A 17,279-nucleotide genomic window follows, 5' to 3' on the forward strand; every position below is an offset into this window, starting at 1 on the left:
TAAACTAACAGAGCAGGATTGTTCAATAAGGATTAAAAATTTAGTGAGATGGGGTGGAAATGATGAAAGGAAATAAAAAAGAAATAGAAATAAATAATAAATCAATTAGTTATACACATATTGAAACAGGGTCCAAAACAATTTGCTTTATGTTTTCTGGTTCAGGTTACAATTACGATAAACCCCTGTTTTATTATGCAACTATGGCAATGCTTCAAAATAAAATTGATATTGTCCATATCCATTATTCTTATGGAGAAAATTTATTGAATAAGTCTCTTAAAGAAATATCACAAACAATGACGGATGATATTAACCCTGTAATATCAGATGTACTTAATAACGGTCAATACAAGGAGTCGATTTTTTTAGGCAAATCACTCGGTACAATTCCTATTGCGAATGACATAATGGGAAAAGAGAAATTTTTAAAGTCGAAAATGATTTTGCTCACTCCTTTATTTAAGTTGGATGCGATTTTTGATTCTATTTTGAATAGTAAACATCAAGGAATTATAGTTATCGGAGATGAAGACGCTCATTACAATTCAAATCAAATTGACCAATTAAGTGAAATTAATTTAAAGATTGATGTTATCCATAACGCAAACCACTCCTTAGATGTTGGGGAATTTGAAACAACAAATTCAATTTTAGCTTTATCGAGGGTAATGGAAAAAATCCATGAAACCATTAATTCCAAATAACAATAATTTTATTTATAACTATTTGTGATTTAATTCACTTAAAGTAACAGGGGCGTTGATCCAAGGAGGATTAATGCTCTTTTTTGTTGAATTCCTTATTGTAGAAATGGGGCAGGTAAGTTGAAGAAGGAAATAATTACTTTACAGCGAAAGATATTGTATTAAGCTAAATTAGGGGTGTTCAAAATAATAAAATTCTTTGAATATAACTGGCAAGTAAGAGATGAATGGTTTGATTGGTGTAATCAATTAACAATTAAAGAGTTGTTAAAAGACCGTATTGGCGGAGTAGGAAATATTTTATTTACACTTTTCCATGTAATCGATGTGGAATATAGTTGGGTTCGAGGTATTCAAGGGAAAGAGGATGTAGTATTTCAGTTTGAAGACTATAATACACTTGAAAAGGTTAAAACTCTTTCAGATAAATTACGGAATGAAATAGCCGAATTTTTGAGAAACACCTCTGATTTAAGGGAACAGAGCGTCTTTGTTCCTTGGGATGAAACAAAATACGCTGTGAATGATATAATTCACCATATTATTGCACACGAAATTCATCATATCGGTCAACTTTCAGTTTGGTCGAGGGAAATGGAACTACAACCTGTCTCTTCTAATTTTGTAGGCAGAGAGCTAAAATCAATTCATTCTTATTGAACTAAACCAGCTAATAGATTGTCAATAAAAATCTTTTAAAATAAAAATTACTTCATGCTATACTAAAAATGCGCAACGCAAATAACCCTCCGAATCTAATTTGGAAGGTTTTTGTTTTATTTGAAAAAGTTGTTACTAAAGCGTTTCTTGGAACGGTGTTTTTGTTTTTAACATCGCATAAATCCAGTGTAAAAGCTTATTAGCACATGCGATAATGGCTACTTTATAAGGTTTGCCCTCTTCACGTTTTAAATCGTAGAAGTCTCTTAATCGCTTATTTCGCGCAATGGTTTCATCCGTTGTTTTCTTTTTACGGCTATCTCGAATGGAACAGCGAACTGCTGTAAAAAGCATATGGCGAAGCCTTGCAGAGCCTCGTTTCGTGATATGATTTTTCGTGCCTTTAAAACGACCAGATTCAAACACACTTGGATCCAGTCCCGCAAAGGCGACTAACTTTTTTGGATGATTAAACCGATCAATCTCTCCGATTTCTGAGATAATCGTGGCTGCGATTTTTTCTCCTACACCGGGAATTGATTGGAGTAATTCATATTCTTCAAGTTGTGCCGCTAACTCATCAATCTCACGCTCCAACGTAGAAAGCTGTTGGTGGTACGCTTGAAGTAAATCAATATACATATTTAAACTAATTAAAAGGCTTTGATAAAGCGTTGATCTAAATGGATTACGTTCTGCAGCTTGGATTAATGCTTCGGCTTTTTCAATCGCCCATTTAGACGAACGTGCCTTACAGTGCGCATCAATAAATTGTGCAATCTCTTCTACACCTGATTCTAGGATGGATTCAGAGGTAGGGTAGGCCTGTAAGGTCTTTAAGGAAACCTCGGCGTATAAATCACCAAAAACTCCTTTGTACAGAGGGAATACTTGATCTAAGATGGCTTGAAATTGAAGCTTTGTTTGAACCATAATACCTGTCATATTTTCATGTTGCCTTGTCAAATGCCGAAGGTTTAGTAACTGAACCCCACGCTTTTTCTGAGGCTCTAAATCCTCTTTGTAATACAGCTCGCCTAAATGATAGGCATCTATTACATCAGTTTTTGTCTTTCGTAAGTTAGAGCTTTTAGCTCGATAAGATACTAACGGATTAACGATAATGACAATGTACTCTTTGCCTTCTAAGAACTGAACAACAGGCGCATGATAGTGACCCGTTGATTCCAATACAACTGGTGGTTTCATCCCTGTCTGACGTTCTAAATCTAGTAAATAAGCGTGTAACTCTTCTAGACCCTCCACCGTATGTTCAACCTTCACACTGCTTTTATAGGGCATTTTTTTATCCAAGAACATTTGAACCTGACTTTCACCTTTTGCGACATCCAGACCAACAACTGGATTCATAAACTATCTCCTCCTAAACGTAGTAACTCTATCTACCTTGTCATTCATATCTTCGCTTGTTATACGGGATCACCATGTCCCAACCAGCCTAATCATGTGTTAACAAGTAGAGGGCGAACAGTTTAGTTGTCGGGATCAAGTCCCACGGGGGCGTCCGTTCTACCCCGGCTACTATCAATCTATAAATTGAATAAAAAATAGTCAACCAGATTTCTCTGGCTGACCTTATAATACGATCGGGGGCTTTAGTTCAATAAGGATAGTTGAATAATATGCTAAAATGCGCTCAAATTTCTGAGCGCTTTTCTTATTTTTTATATGACTATTTCATTATTGAATATATGTTGATTAACCTGTGATTTACGTTGTTAATTTCACTTTTCTCCCCATCAACCGAACCCTTTAGTAATATGGTTCCCGTTTCATCTTCTTAAGTCTTGAAATTAACTGCTAAGCTGCTAAAAAGTAGTTTGCTTAAAAGGTGATGGTAATTTTTAAAAACAAGGAAAAATGTTATAATCATATGTTATTATCTATGTATAGTAAGAATATTTTTTATTCGAAATAAGTGAGGTTCTAGATGATGACATACAGTTTAGAAGTAATTGTAGCCGACACATCGTCAACTACTGTTAAGGGAAGATTATTAGAAAAGTTAAGCTCAGAAGTTTTAAATATATTACAATACGACGTTGTCGAAGAAATTAGAATAACAGGAATGGAAGTTGACTTATTAGCCAAAAGTAAAATCTCAAATGAGGAAATATTTATAGAATGTAAAGCACACAACAGTAATCTATCGGCAGATGTATTAACAAAACTATTAGGTAATGTATATATGAAGGGAGTCAGTTCAGGATGGCTATTTACAACAGGTCCATTAGGGAAGGATGCTAAAGGCCTGTGGGATGAATGGACAAAAAAATTACCTGATGAAAGACGAAAGTTAAATGTTTATGAGTCAGAGAATTTAATAGATGTCTTAGTTAGTTCTGGAAAGATACTTAATCCTAAAAACATAAGTAAAAAAGTTGATTTAACATATTCAGCAGAAGAATCTTTATTAATAACTGAGTTTGGAAGAATTTGGGCTTTTTAAATTATGCATGTTTCAGCAGGTGTTCCATTTGGGGCACTTTTGTATGATGCACAAACAGGAGAGTTGATTGAAGATATTAAAACTCTTACAAACATAATGCAATTACAATCATCGATATCTGGTTTAGAAATATTAAATAAAAAGCATAAGAATAATCCTCGAAATAAAGATGTCCTAAAAGAAATAAATGATGAAATACAAAATATTTCAACAGTAACAGGCGGGGATCAGTGGGCTGACTACAGACCTTCAAGACCAAAAGATTTTGTTGGAAGAGAAGAACTAATAAAAGATACCTTTGGGTTTTTTGAATCAGTAATAAATGAAAATACCAGTACTCGATTAGTAGCGATAAAATCTCCATCTGGCTGGGGGAAAAGTTCCTTATTATTGAAGATGGTCTCCAAATCTCAAACAAAACACTTTAAAAATAGATACTTCATTCACGCTGTAGATGTTCGAACTGCTATTTCAGAAAGATATAGTGAATTTGCATTATTAAATGCTTTTAAAATAGCTGTTAAAAAGGGTTTTATTACAGATACAAAAGATGATTTTTTGGTAAATAATACCATAAATCCTTTAAGTGGAGATGCTTTTAAGAAAGCTCTAAAAGAATTGAAAGAAAAAGATAAAACCATAGTTTTATTTTTCGATCAGTTTGAAGAGATTTTCTCTAAAGTTGAGTTGTCTGAACTGTTCAATAGAATCAGGGAGTTAGCTCTAGCGATTGATGCTGCAAAGGAAAATTTAATCTTAGGATTTGCGTGGAAAACTGACGGTTCAACTCCGACAGAACATCCTGCGTATTTCATGTGGCAAAGTTTATCTGATAAGAGAAGAGAATTCCCATTAACAATATTTTCAAATAAAGAAATGCAAAAAGCACTTAATATATTTTCAAGAGAGATTGGAGAAAAATTAAATCCGAACTTAAAGAAATATTTGATTGATCACTGTCAGGGATACCCTTGGTTACTTAAGAAACTATGCATTCATGTATTTTCAATGATAAAAGAAGGTATAGATCAAAGTGAAATAGTGGGTAAGGGATTAGATATTGAGAAATTGTTTGAAAAGGATTTAAGTGAATTATCTACTTCTGAATTAGCTTGTTTGAAAAAAATTGCATCTGAATCACCAATTGATATGTTCAAAATAGATCAAGACTTTGGTGCTGAAACATTACATTCATTATTAAATAAGCGATTAATTATCCGAAAGGGTCACAAATTAATTTTATATTGGGATATATTTAGAGATTATGTACTAAGTGGATCTGTACCGAAAATTTCAATGACCTATATGCCGCAAACAAACTTTAATAGATATAAAGATGTATTAGAGTTGCTTATCGCTAATCCAGAAATTAGTGTTCAAGAAATAGCAAATTCTCTTTCAATAGGAATAAAGGCTACAGATAATATAATTAGAGATATGGTAGTTATAGGAAATGCATCTAGATTTAATGACAAAATAAAATTTTCTCAGGCAAATGACTCTGAAGCAATGTCTACATTATTATATTTCTTTAAAAATCATATAGTTTATCAATATTTGATAGATATGTATGGTGAAGAATTTACGATAGATGTTCAAATTTTCGATAAAGTTGTTGGCGACATTTATAAAGATAGCGATTTTTCTGATAAAACTGTAGCTAGTTATAAATCAAAAATATTAAATTGGTTTCTTAATCTACAAATAATTAAGGTTGAAGGGGCAAATCTAAAAAATAATTTGATTGGTCAGACTCAGACACTTAGTGTTTCTCAACTATTAACTTCACAAGGAAAAATCAGAGTAAACGCAAGAATACATCCATTTTTAGCATCTGCACCTGCGGAAAGAGTTCTAGAATTAATTGATTGTATAAAAAGTGGAAATAGTTCTGAAAAGCAATTGACTATAAGAGGATTAAGAAATGCTATTACTGTTGCGAAATCCTTGGGATTGATCTATAAACATGAAGACAATTTTGTAGTTAATGATATGTTAGATGATTATAAAATGGATATAGCTATAAGAGTAAAAGAAACTGAAACAATAGGATTAATTAAAGACTATAAGCAAGAAAATGGAGAGTTACCTGACGCAAAGACCGTAGGTGTTATGGTTAGTGATTTGTTGAATAAAGTTTGGAAGGATAATTCTAAGAATCGAACGGGACTGGCACTTCTTAAGTGGCTTAGATGGGCAGATGAGCAAATTCAAAGTATAGATTAAAAATCTCATTCTTTCACTTTTTGGATAACAATCTGGATAATAAGATCTTAAAGAGATTTGAAGAATTTTGATTTATAATAAAGACTATTAAAATTACCTCTCTAGTTTTGGGAGGTATTTTTATTGGGTATTTATGTTAATATATCTATATATTAGAAATCTTGATGTTGCCAAAATATTTCTAATAAGTTGCTTAGGTTTACTTGTGATGAACTGTACCATAAGTAAGTGAGGTCATTATATCAAAGGAAAAACCGTATATGTATAAACTGGCACTGCTTTTAATTTTATATTTATTATAATCAAAGGAGTATGAAATAAAATAGACTTTTAATTTTAGAAATGGAGATAATTTTATGTATTATCAAGATTCAATAGAATATAAATCTGAAAGAATCTATCATCATAAGACTAAAGAATATTTTAATGAAGTATTGAGCTCCTATCATAATGGAAACTATCGCTCAGCAGTAGTAATGTTATATTCTGTAGTCATTTGTGACCTTATTTATAAACTCCAAGAATTATCGGATCGCTATTTTGATACCACCGCTGTATCAATTTTAACGAAAATTAAAGAGGAAAAAGGACAAAATCCGACAAATCCTAAATGGGAAAAAACACTGATAGACGAAGTAAGCACAAGAACAAATTTACTGGAACCTCAAGATAAACTTAATTTAGCATATCTCAGAGATAATCGTCACCTTTCTGCACATCCTGTTCTAGATGAGCTAGATATGTTGGTAAAACCAAATAAGGAGACAGTCCGTGCAAACATAGCAAATATGTTAGATGGACTACTTTGCAAGTCACCTTTACTTTCCAATAAAATCATAAGTACTTTTCTAACAGATTTGGTTTCGATTGACGGACAAATAGTAATGCAAATTGATTTGGAGAGATATTTAACCAGCAAGTATTTACGTAATATTAACAAGCCTACAGAACAGAAGTTATTTAGGGATCTCTGGAAATTTTCCTTTAAATTAGAAGATGCTCAAACTAATGAACACAGAACTATTATTTATAAAGCCTTGTTAGTTTTGTTTAATAAAGAACGAACATCCTTTGTGTCATTAATCCAGAGTGAAAAGAATTATTATAGCGATATTAATTTAGAAAATCCTAAGATTCTTAATATAATGCTCAATTTTTGGTCACAATACCCTGCTACATATATACATCTGGATGAAACGGTTAAAGTGATCGTACACAATAAAGTAAGAGAAGACTTTAACTTATTTGCTAATAGTGTTTTTTTATCAGACTCCTTACTAGAACATTTAGGAAAAATAAAAACTAGAATAGAAAATGCAAGTTTTATGATACGTTTGAGAGCTCGTGAAACTGAACTATTGTTTAATCTCTCCGAAGAACAAGGAGTAACAAAGGAATTTTTAGACCTCCTTATAATAAGTTTTAAAGAGAGTTGTAGTTTTATTGATGGAGATCTTAATTTCCGGGATTATATAATTCCTTATGGAAAAATATATACTAAGGAACAATTTAAAAAAATTCTCACAGCAATTAATGAAAACAACCAACTTAGTAGAAGAAGGGATGCTAGAAAAGATAATCGTTTATTAAAAAAAATGATTGATATGCGTCCATTTAAAGATGAAATAGATTACTCTGAATACTCTAACTTTGTTTTTTAAGAAAATAGGAAAATAATAAATGGAGGATTTAACCTACTCACTTTTGAATTAGAACTACCGATATTTAATTATTTTAATCCTATTTATTTAAGATTGGTAAATAGGATATATTTTTAAAAAGATAGAAGTTATAGTAAATGTTGAATTAACACCTACCGAAATAATCAATATGTACTTGCATGGTAAATCGTAACATTAAAGAATACATTAGAGTTACTAACAATAATGTAAATACCTTAAAATATGATTAGATGGGTTACCAACTATAATGTAAGTTAAATTTTTTTGTATCAACCGTATTTCTTGGCTATTATTGAATTTGGGAGTTACCAACTATAATGTTATTGGACACTCGGATTTGACTTCTATCTGCTAAATTAAGATAAGATAATAATATTATGTAAACTAAATCTTATAAATATAAATCATTGTTAACTCTACCTAGGACTTACCGTGTTTAATTTAGAACAAACTTAGAAAAACTACGGAAAAAGCTTTTATTAATTTTTATCTTTACACTTATTGAAAGTACAAAACAAATATTAAAACTGAGGGAACAAAAAATGAATATTTTTTTGCCATATGAAGAAGACATTGAAAAGTCCGTGCAAAGTCTCGATGATCGGAGACTTGTAAAGCAGGTAATGGAATGCAAAATACTACTTGATATTGCATTGGGAAAGAAGTCCGGCTATGCAAATCATCCAGTTTCGAAGCATTATAAGGATTTTCCCGCTTTTTTAATACAATATGGATTAGCCTCCTGTAAGGAATACGAGCACCGTTACAATAAAACACATCAATATTGGCCTTACTTTCAAGAAATGAAGGAAGCGGACACTTCTCCTGATTATATTCCTTATTATGCTTCAGGGAGTATAAAAAGCCCTGATTGCATCCGTACAACTGACAATGTGAGTATGTTGTTTCAGCAAAAGCTTATTCAGAAGTGGGATGACGACACAGGTAAGGGTAGAGCTCCAAAGTGGACGAATAGGGGAGCAGCAGAATTTTACGTAGATTCAGTAGAATAGACGTATGAAAAATGGTTTGGAGACCTCCAAACCATTTTTTAAATATTCCCACGAAATGTGTCAAAGACCAACATTTACTACTGGAACTATGGTAAAATGCATAAAATCATCATTTCTTACGAAGGAGAAATAAATTGCCTGATTCTATCAAATACCAGTGGCGAGTAACCAAATACAATCCAGTAAATCGAGACAAGTATGGTCATTACACTTTAATAGATGAGTGGACTTGTCCTTCAGAGATCGGTAAAACGTTCAATGGAAAAGAGTTTACATTAAGTGAATACCTTCAAGTGGAAGAAGCCTATATCCATACTGCCCTAAAATTCTTAGAGGAAAGTGGTTTAGCCACATTGAGGATTTTGCAGCTCTCTACTACATGGTTGGATAAGGAATCTAGTTTATATGAGTCTTCATTCGACCAATTAGATTTAAAAGAGGATATGCTTGTTACTCTAGAGGAAATCCCGTTGATATGTAAGATGGTTTTAAGAAGGCTATTGGATTGCCAGTTGTACCACAAAGATATGTTTTTTATCCATTTTGGTTGGGATTACTATATGTATATTGGATCTTCAATTCATTGCTCGTCAGCAGTTGCATTCGGTCTCCATAATAGACTGTTTCCTGAACCAATGAACTCACCTTATTATATCGATGAAGAACAGATAATTAGATTTATGCAATGGAGCCTACTCAATGAAAAATTTATAGTGGGAGAAGAGGAGCTAGTAGATATCCCTCTGGATAAATTTCAAAAAGTATTTCATTTATCCAGTGAGCATCCCGTTATTGGAACATTTACTATTACGGAGGAGTATAGAGAGTTCTTCCAAGAACATCTATCGCATAAAATGGATTTCACTAAGTACAAGTATAGTTTTTGGGGAGGGCGTTAAACTTCTAAAGCAGGTTTTGCTTGTGCTTTGGTCGTTAGAGTTCATCATTAGGGGGGATTACTTTGCCTATTAATATACCAAGAGGTTTGCCGGCTATACAGACGTTAAGGGGAGAGAATATTTTTGTGATGGAGAAAGAAAGGTCTCTTGCTCAGGACATTCGGCCGCTTTCTATTCTTATTTTGAATCTGATGCCTGAAAAGGAAAAGACAGAGCTCCAGTTGCTTAGATTGCTCGGGAACACCCCTTTGCAAGTCGATACTACCTTTTTAAGGACTGCCACCCATGTTTCAAAAAATGTAAGTAAATCTCATTTAAATAGCTTTTACCATACGTTTTCTGAAATAAAATACAAAAAATTTGATGGGATGATTATTACTGGAGCACCGGTCGAGCAGCTTGCCTTTGAGGAAGTGGATTATTGGCAGGAGATGCAAGAGATACTGGATTGGACCACGAAGAATGTGACATCTACCTTACATATTTGCTGGGGGGCGCAGGCAGCTCTTTATCACCATTTTGGTATCAATAAACAATCATTGATTGCAAAATGCTCCGGAGTCTTTACGCACCAGATACTAATGGGGACAGATGAACTGGTAAGAGGATTTAATGATTGCTTTCATGCACCAGTCTCCCGCTATACTACCATAGAGCTGGAGAGCATTCAAAAGGAGAAAAGGTTAAAGGTAATTTCATCTTCCGAGGAAGCGGGAGTATTCTTGATAGTTTCTGATGATAAAAAACAAGTTTTCATGACTGGCCACTTAGAATATGATGCAAACACTTTAGCCGATGAGTATAACCGAGATCTTGCCAAGGGACTAGCGATTGATATGCCAAAATACTATTTTCCTAACAATAACCCTCACAATAAACCAATGAACACTTGGAGGGCACATACCCATCTTTTATTTTCGAACTGGCTCAATTATTATGTGTATCAGGAAACTCCTTATATGTGGCGCTAAAAAAGACTCCTTCTCACAAAGAGAGGGAGCCTTTTCATTTTTGAAGAGACTAGTCTTCCTGTAAGCTATCTATTAGCTCTTTTGTCAGTCTTGCTTTAACCATATCCTCCATAGGCGGATTGTATAGGCCTGCTCGAACATTTAAATAGTAACGATGCATAGGGTGGGAGGCAGAAAGTCCTCTAGAGCCAACAATCTTCATTGCTAAATCAACCACTCGAATAGCAGCATTAGTGACCGCAATCTTCGTAATATCTAGCGCTTCACCCATTTTCCTTTTATCTGCCGCTTGCTCATAGCGTTCGACGGTACCATAAAGCATGTGGCGTGCAGTTTGTAGTTCTAGCTCCATTTCTCCGATTATTCCTTGGATATTAGGAGTTACTATGATTGGCTTCCCTAAAGAGGAAGGCACATAGGAAGCGGCAAACTTCACAGCACAATTACTAGCAGCTGTTGCGATCCCTAAATAACATGCTGGTATATGCAGCATCCAGCCTTTCGATATTGACTCGTTTCCTGTTAACTTTTTTAGGATATAGGAGGAAGGAACGGTTACGTCCTCTAAAAGTAAGGTATGGCTAGCAGTTCCTCTCATCGCAAGCATATCCCAGGTTTCGATGATCGTGACTCCCTTTGCATCTTTTGGGACAATCACGATGACAACCTCATCGTCTTCGTTTGTGGCAGTGACCAATATGTAATCTAACACAGGAGCAGCCGAGGTGTAGGTCTTTTCTCCATTAATAACAAGTTTATCTCCATTTTTTCTTACTGTTGTTCTAGGTAGGGCACCTCTTGTCGGACTGCCTGCATTTTCTTCCGTCGCAGCGCTGTTTATAATTGCTCCATTTTTTATTTCTTGTAGAAGCCAGGAAGCGATTTGTGGGTTCCAATGCTTATTCTCGGCATACTCCAGAATGATTCCATTATGCCATCCGATTGATAAACCAGTGGAGCCACTACCAGTTGATATTGCCTCTTGCGCTAAGATATATTCGTATAAGCCTAGCCCTTGACCACCGTGTTCTTTTGGTAAGGTCAGCGTATGGTATTGGATATTTCGCAGATCCTCAAAATCTGCAAAAGGGAAGGAGCCGAGTTTATCCAAGTGGGGCTCTCTATGCTGAAAGAGAGGGATTAATGGAGACAAAAGCTCCATTAATTCCTCTTGTTCTTTGGTTTTTACAAACATATTCATACATGCACCGTCCTTGCTTATTGAAAAATATCATCGATGAAAGCTACTTCAGATTCTGTTAATGTAACTTCTGTCGTTTTTAAATTATCGAGTACTTGTTGTGGCTTCTTCGCTCCAGGAATAACCGCATCAATCGTATCACGTGTTAAATACCATGCTAGTACAATATTAGCGACACCAACTGATTTTTCAGCAGCTAATTCCTTTAATTGATCAACCTTTTGCAGATTTTGTATGAAGTTCTCTCCTTGGAATAGTGGGTTTTTAGCTCTCCCATCGGTAAATGTGCTATCCTTTGTAAATTTTCCGGTTAGCAGACCTGAAGCTAAAGGGAAGTAGGGAATAAAGGATATTTGGTGCTCTTTTACGTAAGGAAGTAAATCAGCCTCGGCCTCACGTTTAAATAAGTTATAGCCTGATTGAAGCACATCGATATAGCCATCCTTGTTTCCTTCCTTCAGCTGGTCTAAAGAGAAGTTAGAAACACCTATCGCACGAATTTTTCCTTCTTCTTTTAATCGTTGCAGAGCCCCTACAGCTTCATCCTTTGGAGTGGCTTCATCTGGAAAATGAATATAAAACAAGTCTATATAGTCCGTTTGGAGCCTTCTAAGACTATCCTCCACTGTTTTCCTTAAGAAAGCAGGAGAATTATCAACTTCTATTTTGCCGTCTACTAGCTTATGGGCACCTTTTGTTGCTAAAATAATGTCCCCACGATTACCTGATTCCTTTAAAACCTCACCTATTAACTGTTCCGATGTTTCGGGTCCATAGATGTACGCAGTATCTAAAAAGTTTATACCATGTTCAATAGCTGTTCGAACGATATTCTTCCCATTTTCGTTATCGAGATTTGGAAAAAGGTTGTGTCCACCAACTGCATTTGTACCAAGACCTATCGGATTGACATACAAACCGCTTTTACCTAGTTCTATCTGTTTAGACATAGATATAAACAACTCCTTTTAGATTTATATAAACATCTTACCAATATTTCTATAAAGCTACTAATAATGTGATGTGATTGGTTGGAAGAAAGCTTGGTAATCGTGTCTTATGGTGTATTGGGGAAGGGGGATAGGAGAAGTAGACAGTGGGGGACAAAGTGAGTAGTTTATTTTTTCCGTGAAAATGGTAATACTTGCGGTTCTTAGCTATTTACTTGCGAATTGGGAGAGCATAGTTGCGCAGAGGTTTGATTTAGTGGCGGTTATGCATAGCTTAGTTGCACTTTCGCTTCATTTAGTTGCGTTTGTCAATGATTTAGTTGTCCATATCGTTAGATCGTATTCATAGCTAAAAGCTGTGACGAAGTTCAGTTAGGCCGCCACAGCTTTTATGGATTATGAATCAATAATGGTATGATTGCCTATCCTATCCTTTCATATCAAAGAATCCAGGTACATCTTTTGTAAATTTCTTTTTAATAATATGAATGATTCGTGCCTTTAGCTCCTGCTCTAAATCCTCTCTATGCTCGTAACTCGTTTGAAGCAGTACGCTTTTTAGCTTTGGTTCCAGCTGACTGATCACTTTTAGGATATCCTTGTCATCCATTCGCTTTTCCTCCTTTCTTCTTAGGCGTCGCTTGGCTGATGGATTCGGATAAATCATGGACAGAGCTTCGGAGCGATTCTAATTTGTTTTCAAAGCGATGTAACAGGTAAATCGTAATCACAATAGGAAAACCAAAATTACCGATTAGCTGGACAATATTGCTAGCATCAATCATATAAAAGCTCCTTTCGAATGATTTCTAGAATTTTCTTCCGCGACTTAGAGACGGCCTGTTGAGAAATCTGAAGCTCTGTTGCAATTTCTTTATCAGTTAACTGTTTTATATAAACAAGGGATAATATATCTTTCTGTCTCTGGGAGAGATTTTGAATGCAGAGGAACAATTTTTCAGAGGTTATTACTTCACTTATATCGTCGGTCTCATTGATTAAATCGGCATAGGGTATTTGAAAGTTTTCAGAATATAGGTCAAAGGTCAAGTCATTTTTTCTTCTGTAATCTCGTTCTTTTTTATCTAGCCTCTTGCTTTCGTAATGAAGCATCTTTATTACGTAAGAAAGGATGCGGATATTTTGATAGAACTTTTTAAACTCTTTGTCCAATTTCTCTTTTAAGTCGTCAGAGTGGCTATCCAAATAATCATCATAGAGCTTTTGGTTATCTGGATAACTTAAAAATTCATCAATTATTCTTTGCTTATCACTACTCATTTTGATCACTCCTTTCACCATATGCTGTCAATAAATTGTGTCCGGTGAACATGCTATGTGATAGCTTGAATAAAAGTAGGTTTATTATATAAAGGACAAAAAGTTATTAAATTTACAACTTACCCAGAAATTTCAAATAAAAGTAAAATACCAAGAGTTATTAACCAAATATTACTAAATATATACATAAAAAGAAAACACATTAAGTTGTGAAATTGAATGTCGAATTTGAAGATATCAGTAGGTTTTGAGGAAAACTTTCCTGCATGCAGTGAACTAATTTTACAAATGGTCGATAAAACCGTGTTTTCGTTCTATTTCATAATTCTTTTGGTTCAGAAGGGAGAATTAAAATTGAAGGAAATATGTTATATTCATAGAAGATTCTATAAATAAATATTACTTTCATAGGAGGCGGCTTTCATGAGTAGCATAGGACTTATCATCAGGCAGGAGCGGATTAACCAAAATATAAAACAAACAACATTAGCTGAAGGAATATGCTCAACGTCTTATTTAAGTAAAATTGAAAATAATTTTACAGTTCCAAGTGAGGAAGTAGTCAAGCCATTGCTAAAAAAACTACAAATCAAGCTTGAAACCATCTCTGCAGAGGATGAGTATAAGTTAATTGAAAGCCTATATAGTCATTACAGGGATGCCATCATTAAACGCGACCGCTCGAACATTAAAGAAACGCTCGAACAATATTCTATTAGAAAAATAAACTTTTCCAATCTAAAAAACTTTTACAGCTATAATTTATACATGTTTCGGTTAATTCTAATTTTGGATGAAGAGGTCGTCACCTTACAGCCCTATTATAAGGTGCTCGTAAAGATGGAAGAGGAATTCGATGATAAACAAAAATTTATCATGTATTTGAACCTTGGGATTTATCATCATATTAACGGTGAATACGAGCAATCCCTTCAAAAGCTAGAAAAGGCTTTGAGTATCATGAACCATTCTTATTATGAGGAATGGGAGCTTGCAGACTTTTACAATGTATTAAGTCTTGCCTATTTTAAACAGCAGGAATATTTTAACGCCATACATTATGCGACGAAATCTCAGAATTTTTATAAAGATCACTTATTGTTTGAGCGGGCAATCGACAGCTATATTGTGATGGGTGTCTCCTATAAGAATATGAAAAATTACAGAGAATCGGAAAAATATTATAACCTTGCTAAAAAATTGGCTGCTGACTATAAGCTTCCCCAATATAATGGGATGATTTATCAAAATTTAGGAGCTCTATATTCCATTCAACGTGATCCGATAAAGGCCATAGAATTTTTTAAAGAAAGCCTTGAATACAAGGAAAACAATCCTAACTCAATTGGCTATCTCATAACCATTTTTTCCATTATCAAAGAATACTCCAAACAAGGGAATTCAGAAATGGTCCTTCATTGGTGTGAGACAGGCTTAGAAAGTATTCGTAGTATACATAATGATGGGCCACATGAAACCATGAAATACACCTATCATTTTCATATATATAAGGAATTGCATCTTCAGTCTGAGCAACTAGAACAATGGTTAAAAAAAGGTATTTCTTATTTTGAATCTGTCCACGACGATAGGCATATACAAAAATACTCCATTCTCTTGGCAAATTTTTATTTTAATAAAAATAAGTTCAAGGCTGCAAACTTGTGTTATCAAAAAGCAAATGAGATTTTATTTAAACAAAAATCAATTATGAAATGGGAGGATTTATAAATGAAAAAAACATTCTTTCTGACAACTTCGGCTGTTTTTTTAACATTTAGCTTTGGCTCTTCCTCTATGCTATCTTTTGAAGATGAGGTTCCAAGACCAACCTCTCTTGATTTAGTGGGCTTTGAAGACGAGGTACCGAGACCGACTTCTTTTGATCTAATAAGCTTTGAGGATGAGGTTCCAAGACCAACAGCTTACGATCTAGTAGGCTTTGAGGACGAAGTGCCAAGACCGACTTCTTTTGATTTAGTAGTCTTTGAGGACGAGGTACCAAGACCGACTTCTTTTGATTTAGTAGTCTTTGAGGACGAGGTACCAAGACCAACTTCTTTTGATTTAGTAGTCTTTGAGGACGAGGTACCAAGACCGACCGCTTACGATTTAGTAGTCTTTGAAGACGAGGTACCAAGACCAACCTTTTTTGATAAGGTAGCCTTTGAAGACGAGGTGCCAAGACCAACCTCTATTGAAAAACCTTTCGCTTAAGTAATGTTCGTCGTGGATCATTCAAAATAATATTATACAACCCCGTCCAGAAATGGATGGGATTTCTTATTTTATAGAGCTTATTCCATTAGTTATATATAAATGACAATTTTTAAAGTATTTTGACATCGTTTGATTTATACTAGAAGTAATTGTTTTGTAGCAAGGGGGACATGGGATGATAGAGAAATATAATGCAGAGGAGTTATCTAGGTTTATTGCCAAGATGAATAGTTCTTCCACCTCTCACATTGGCTTTTGTGGAGAGAATGAGGAGGAGATTCTTTCTAGTTTACAAGAGGATTTTTCCGGTAACAGTATAGCTGTCAGAAAGAAGAGCGACCGAATTATTGGCTTTCTTGGATTCGATGAATACGATGGAATAGCCGAAGTATGGGGACCTTTTGTAGATGAAGCATACATCTATCAAGAGATTGCGAGAGACATGTGGGAGGAGCTAAGAAAACCGGAAATCCATACATACCAATTTTTCATTAATATAGAGAACCGTGCTGCCATTGAATTTGCTCAAAAGATTGGTGCTTCTTGGAAAGGAGACAGCCTCATATTAGAGACAAAGATACATACTTTTCTACAATCGTATTCAAATGGCATCGAGGAGTATCAAGAACAAGTAAAGCAAGCTTTTGTTGATCTCCACGATACCGAATTCCCAAGGACTTACTATTCTGCAAAGATGATTCTGGAAAGACTAGATGACCCGCAACATAAGTTATTTATATTAACCGATGGGCAAAAGCTGATGGGTTATGTTTATGTCGAGTCGGATTCGTTACATGGAGAAGGACACGTCGAGTATATAGCGGTTCATCCGGATTACCGAAAAAAGGGGATTGGTAGACAGCTTCTCGAGCATGCACTCTATTTTCTTTATCAATCGGGCCAGCATACTGTGAGGTTATCTGTCGGTGCGGAGGAATCTGCTGCTATTCATTTGTATAAATCGGTTGGATTGCAAGTGGTTCATCAAGTTTCCGCTTT

The 17,279-nt window shown here is 34.6% G+C and carries 17 protein-coding genes and 1 pseudogene; 12 read left to right on the forward strand and 6 right to left on the reverse strand.

Annotated features, from left to right (window positions below; genetic code table 11):
* Positions 1-62 precede the first annotated feature (62 nt).
* Together AC1VU3_RS03180 and AC1VU3_RS03185 are read left to right on the forward strand one after the other, a co-directional pair.
* On the forward strand, positions 63-707 hold the full coding sequence (locus AC1VU3_RS03180) for an alpha/beta hydrolase (protein ID WP_482982729.1): 645 nt from the start codon (positions 63-65) through the stop codon (positions 705-707).
* A 186-nt stretch (positions 708-893) separates the two neighbouring features.
* Positions 894-1,367, forward strand: coding sequence for a DinB family protein (locus tag AC1VU3_RS03185; RefSeq protein WP_482982902.1), 474 nt, complete (start codon positions 894-896; stop codon positions 1,365-1,367).
* Positions 1,368-1,502: 135 nt separating this feature from the next.
* Here AC1VU3_RS03185 and AC1VU3_RS03190 read toward each other — a convergent pair whose 3' ends face one another.
* A complete protein-coding gene (locus tag AC1VU3_RS03190; protein WP_482982730.1) occupies positions 1,503-2,738 on the reverse strand; it encodes an IS110 family RNA-guided transposase in 1,236 nt (411 codons plus the stop codon).
* 583 nt (positions 2,739-3,321) lie between these two features.
* Here AC1VU3_RS03190 and AC1VU3_RS03195 point away from each other — a divergent pair.
* The 6 genes from AC1VU3_RS03195 (at position 3,322) to metA (ending at position 10,628) form a co-directional block, all read left to right on the forward strand.
* On the forward strand, positions 3,322-3,837 hold the full coding sequence (locus AC1VU3_RS03195) for a restriction endonuclease (RefSeq protein WP_482982731.1): 516 nt from the start codon (positions 3,322-3,324) through the stop codon (positions 3,835-3,837).
* A gap of 3 nt (positions 3,838-3,840) precedes the next feature.
* The gene (locus tag AC1VU3_RS03200; RefSeq protein WP_482982732.1) at positions 3,841-6,063 is read left to right on the forward strand and encodes an nSTAND1 domain-containing NTPase; all 2,223 of its coding nucleotides are present in this window, start codon (positions 3,841-3,843) and stop codon (positions 6,061-6,063) included.
* A 356-nt stretch (positions 6,064-6,419) separates the two neighbouring features.
* On the forward strand, positions 6,420-7,724 hold the full coding sequence (locus AC1VU3_RS03205) for a hypothetical protein (protein ID WP_482982733.1): 1,305 nt from the start codon (positions 6,420-6,422) through the stop codon (positions 7,722-7,724).
* Between the two features lie 563 nt (positions 7,725-8,287).
* Complete coding sequence (locus tag AC1VU3_RS03210) at positions 8,288-8,758, forward strand: pyrimidine dimer DNA glycosylase/endonuclease V (RefSeq protein ID WP_482982734.1); 471 nt, start codon at positions 8,288-8,290, stop codon at positions 8,756-8,758.
* A 134-nt stretch (positions 8,759-8,892) separates the two neighbouring features.
* The gene (locus AC1VU3_RS03215) at positions 8,893-9,657 is read left to right on the forward strand and encodes a DUF7683 domain-containing protein (RefSeq protein ID WP_482982735.1); all 765 of its coding nucleotides are present in this window, start codon (positions 8,893-8,895) and stop codon (positions 9,655-9,657) included.
* A 62-nt stretch (positions 9,658-9,719) separates the two neighbouring features.
* Positions 9,720-10,628 carry a homoserine O-acetyltransferase MetA gene (gene metA, locus AC1VU3_RS03220; RefSeq protein WP_482982736.1) on the forward strand — a complete coding sequence of 303 codons (909 nt, stop codon included), beginning with the start codon at positions 9,720-9,722 and terminating at the stop codon, positions 10,626-10,628.
* Between the two features lie 49 nt (positions 10,629-10,677).
* Here metA and AC1VU3_RS03225 read toward each other — a convergent pair whose 3' ends face one another.
* Positions 10,678-11,829: an acyl-CoA dehydrogenase family protein gene (locus tag AC1VU3_RS03225; protein ID WP_482982737.1), complete on the reverse strand. Its 1,152-nt coding sequence runs from the start codon at positions 11,827-11,829 to the stop codon at positions 10,678-10,680.
* Between the two features lie 17 nt (positions 11,830-11,846).
* Positions 11,847-12,779 carry an aldo/keto reductase gene (locus tag AC1VU3_RS03230; RefSeq protein ID WP_482982738.1) on the reverse strand — a complete coding sequence of 311 codons (933 nt, stop codon included), beginning with the start codon at positions 12,777-12,779 and terminating at the stop codon, positions 11,847-11,849.
* Positions 12,780-12,957: 178 nt separating this feature from the next.
* On the opposite strand from AC1VU3_RS03230, the gene AC1VU3_RS03235 reads away from it, so the two are divergent.
* Positions 12,958-13,128 (forward strand): hypothetical protein, encoded by a 171-nt coding sequence (locus tag AC1VU3_RS03235; RefSeq protein WP_482982739.1) that lies wholly within the window; start codon positions 12,958-12,960, stop codon positions 13,126-13,128.
* Positions 13,129-13,206: 78 nt separating this feature from the next.
* Here the strand turns inward: AC1VU3_RS03235 and AC1VU3_RS03240 are convergent, their stop codons facing one another.
* Genes AC1VU3_RS03240 through AC1VU3_RS03250 form a run of 3 tightly spaced genes read right to left on the reverse strand, consistent with a single transcriptional unit; the run spans position 13,207 to position 14,060 of the window.
* Entirely contained in the window at positions 13,207-13,389 is a 183-nt protein-coding gene (locus AC1VU3_RS03240) for a hypothetical protein (protein WP_480387870.1), read from the reverse strand.
* Positions 13,382-13,564, reverse strand: coding sequence for a YvrJ family protein (locus tag AC1VU3_RS03245; RefSeq protein WP_480387871.1), 183 nt, complete (start codon positions 13,562-13,564; stop codon positions 13,382-13,384). The genes AC1VU3_RS03240 and AC1VU3_RS03245 overlap by 8 nt, the downstream gene beginning before the upstream one ends.
* Entirely contained in the window at positions 13,557-14,060 is a 504-nt protein-coding gene (locus AC1VU3_RS03250; protein ID WP_482982740.1) for a sigma-70 family RNA polymerase sigma factor, read from the reverse strand. Before AC1VU3_RS03250 ends, AC1VU3_RS03245 begins: the two co-directional genes overlap by 8 nt.
* Positions 14,061-14,483: 423 nt before the next feature.
* On the opposite strand from AC1VU3_RS03250, the gene AC1VU3_RS03255 reads away from it, so the two are divergent.
* From AC1VU3_RS03255 to AC1VU3_RS03265, 3 genes and pseudogenes are all read left to right on the forward strand, one after another.
* Positions 14,484-15,791 (forward strand): tetratricopeptide repeat protein, encoded by a 1,308-nt coding sequence (locus AC1VU3_RS03255; protein ID WP_480387873.1) that lies wholly within the window; start codon positions 14,484-14,486, stop codon positions 15,789-15,791.
* Complete coding sequence (locus AC1VU3_RS03260) at positions 15,792-16,277, forward strand: hypothetical protein (protein WP_482982741.1); 486 nt, start codon at positions 15,792-15,794, stop codon at positions 16,275-16,277.
* A gap of 445 nt (positions 16,278-16,722) precedes the next feature.
* Positions 16,723-17,250: pseudogene (locus AC1VU3_RS03265) on the forward strand (GNAT family N-acetyltransferase); the annotation flags it as partial.
* Positions 17,251-17,279: the final 29 nt, after the last annotated feature.

The organism is Psychrobacillus sp. Z16_25, assembly GCF_056856695.1.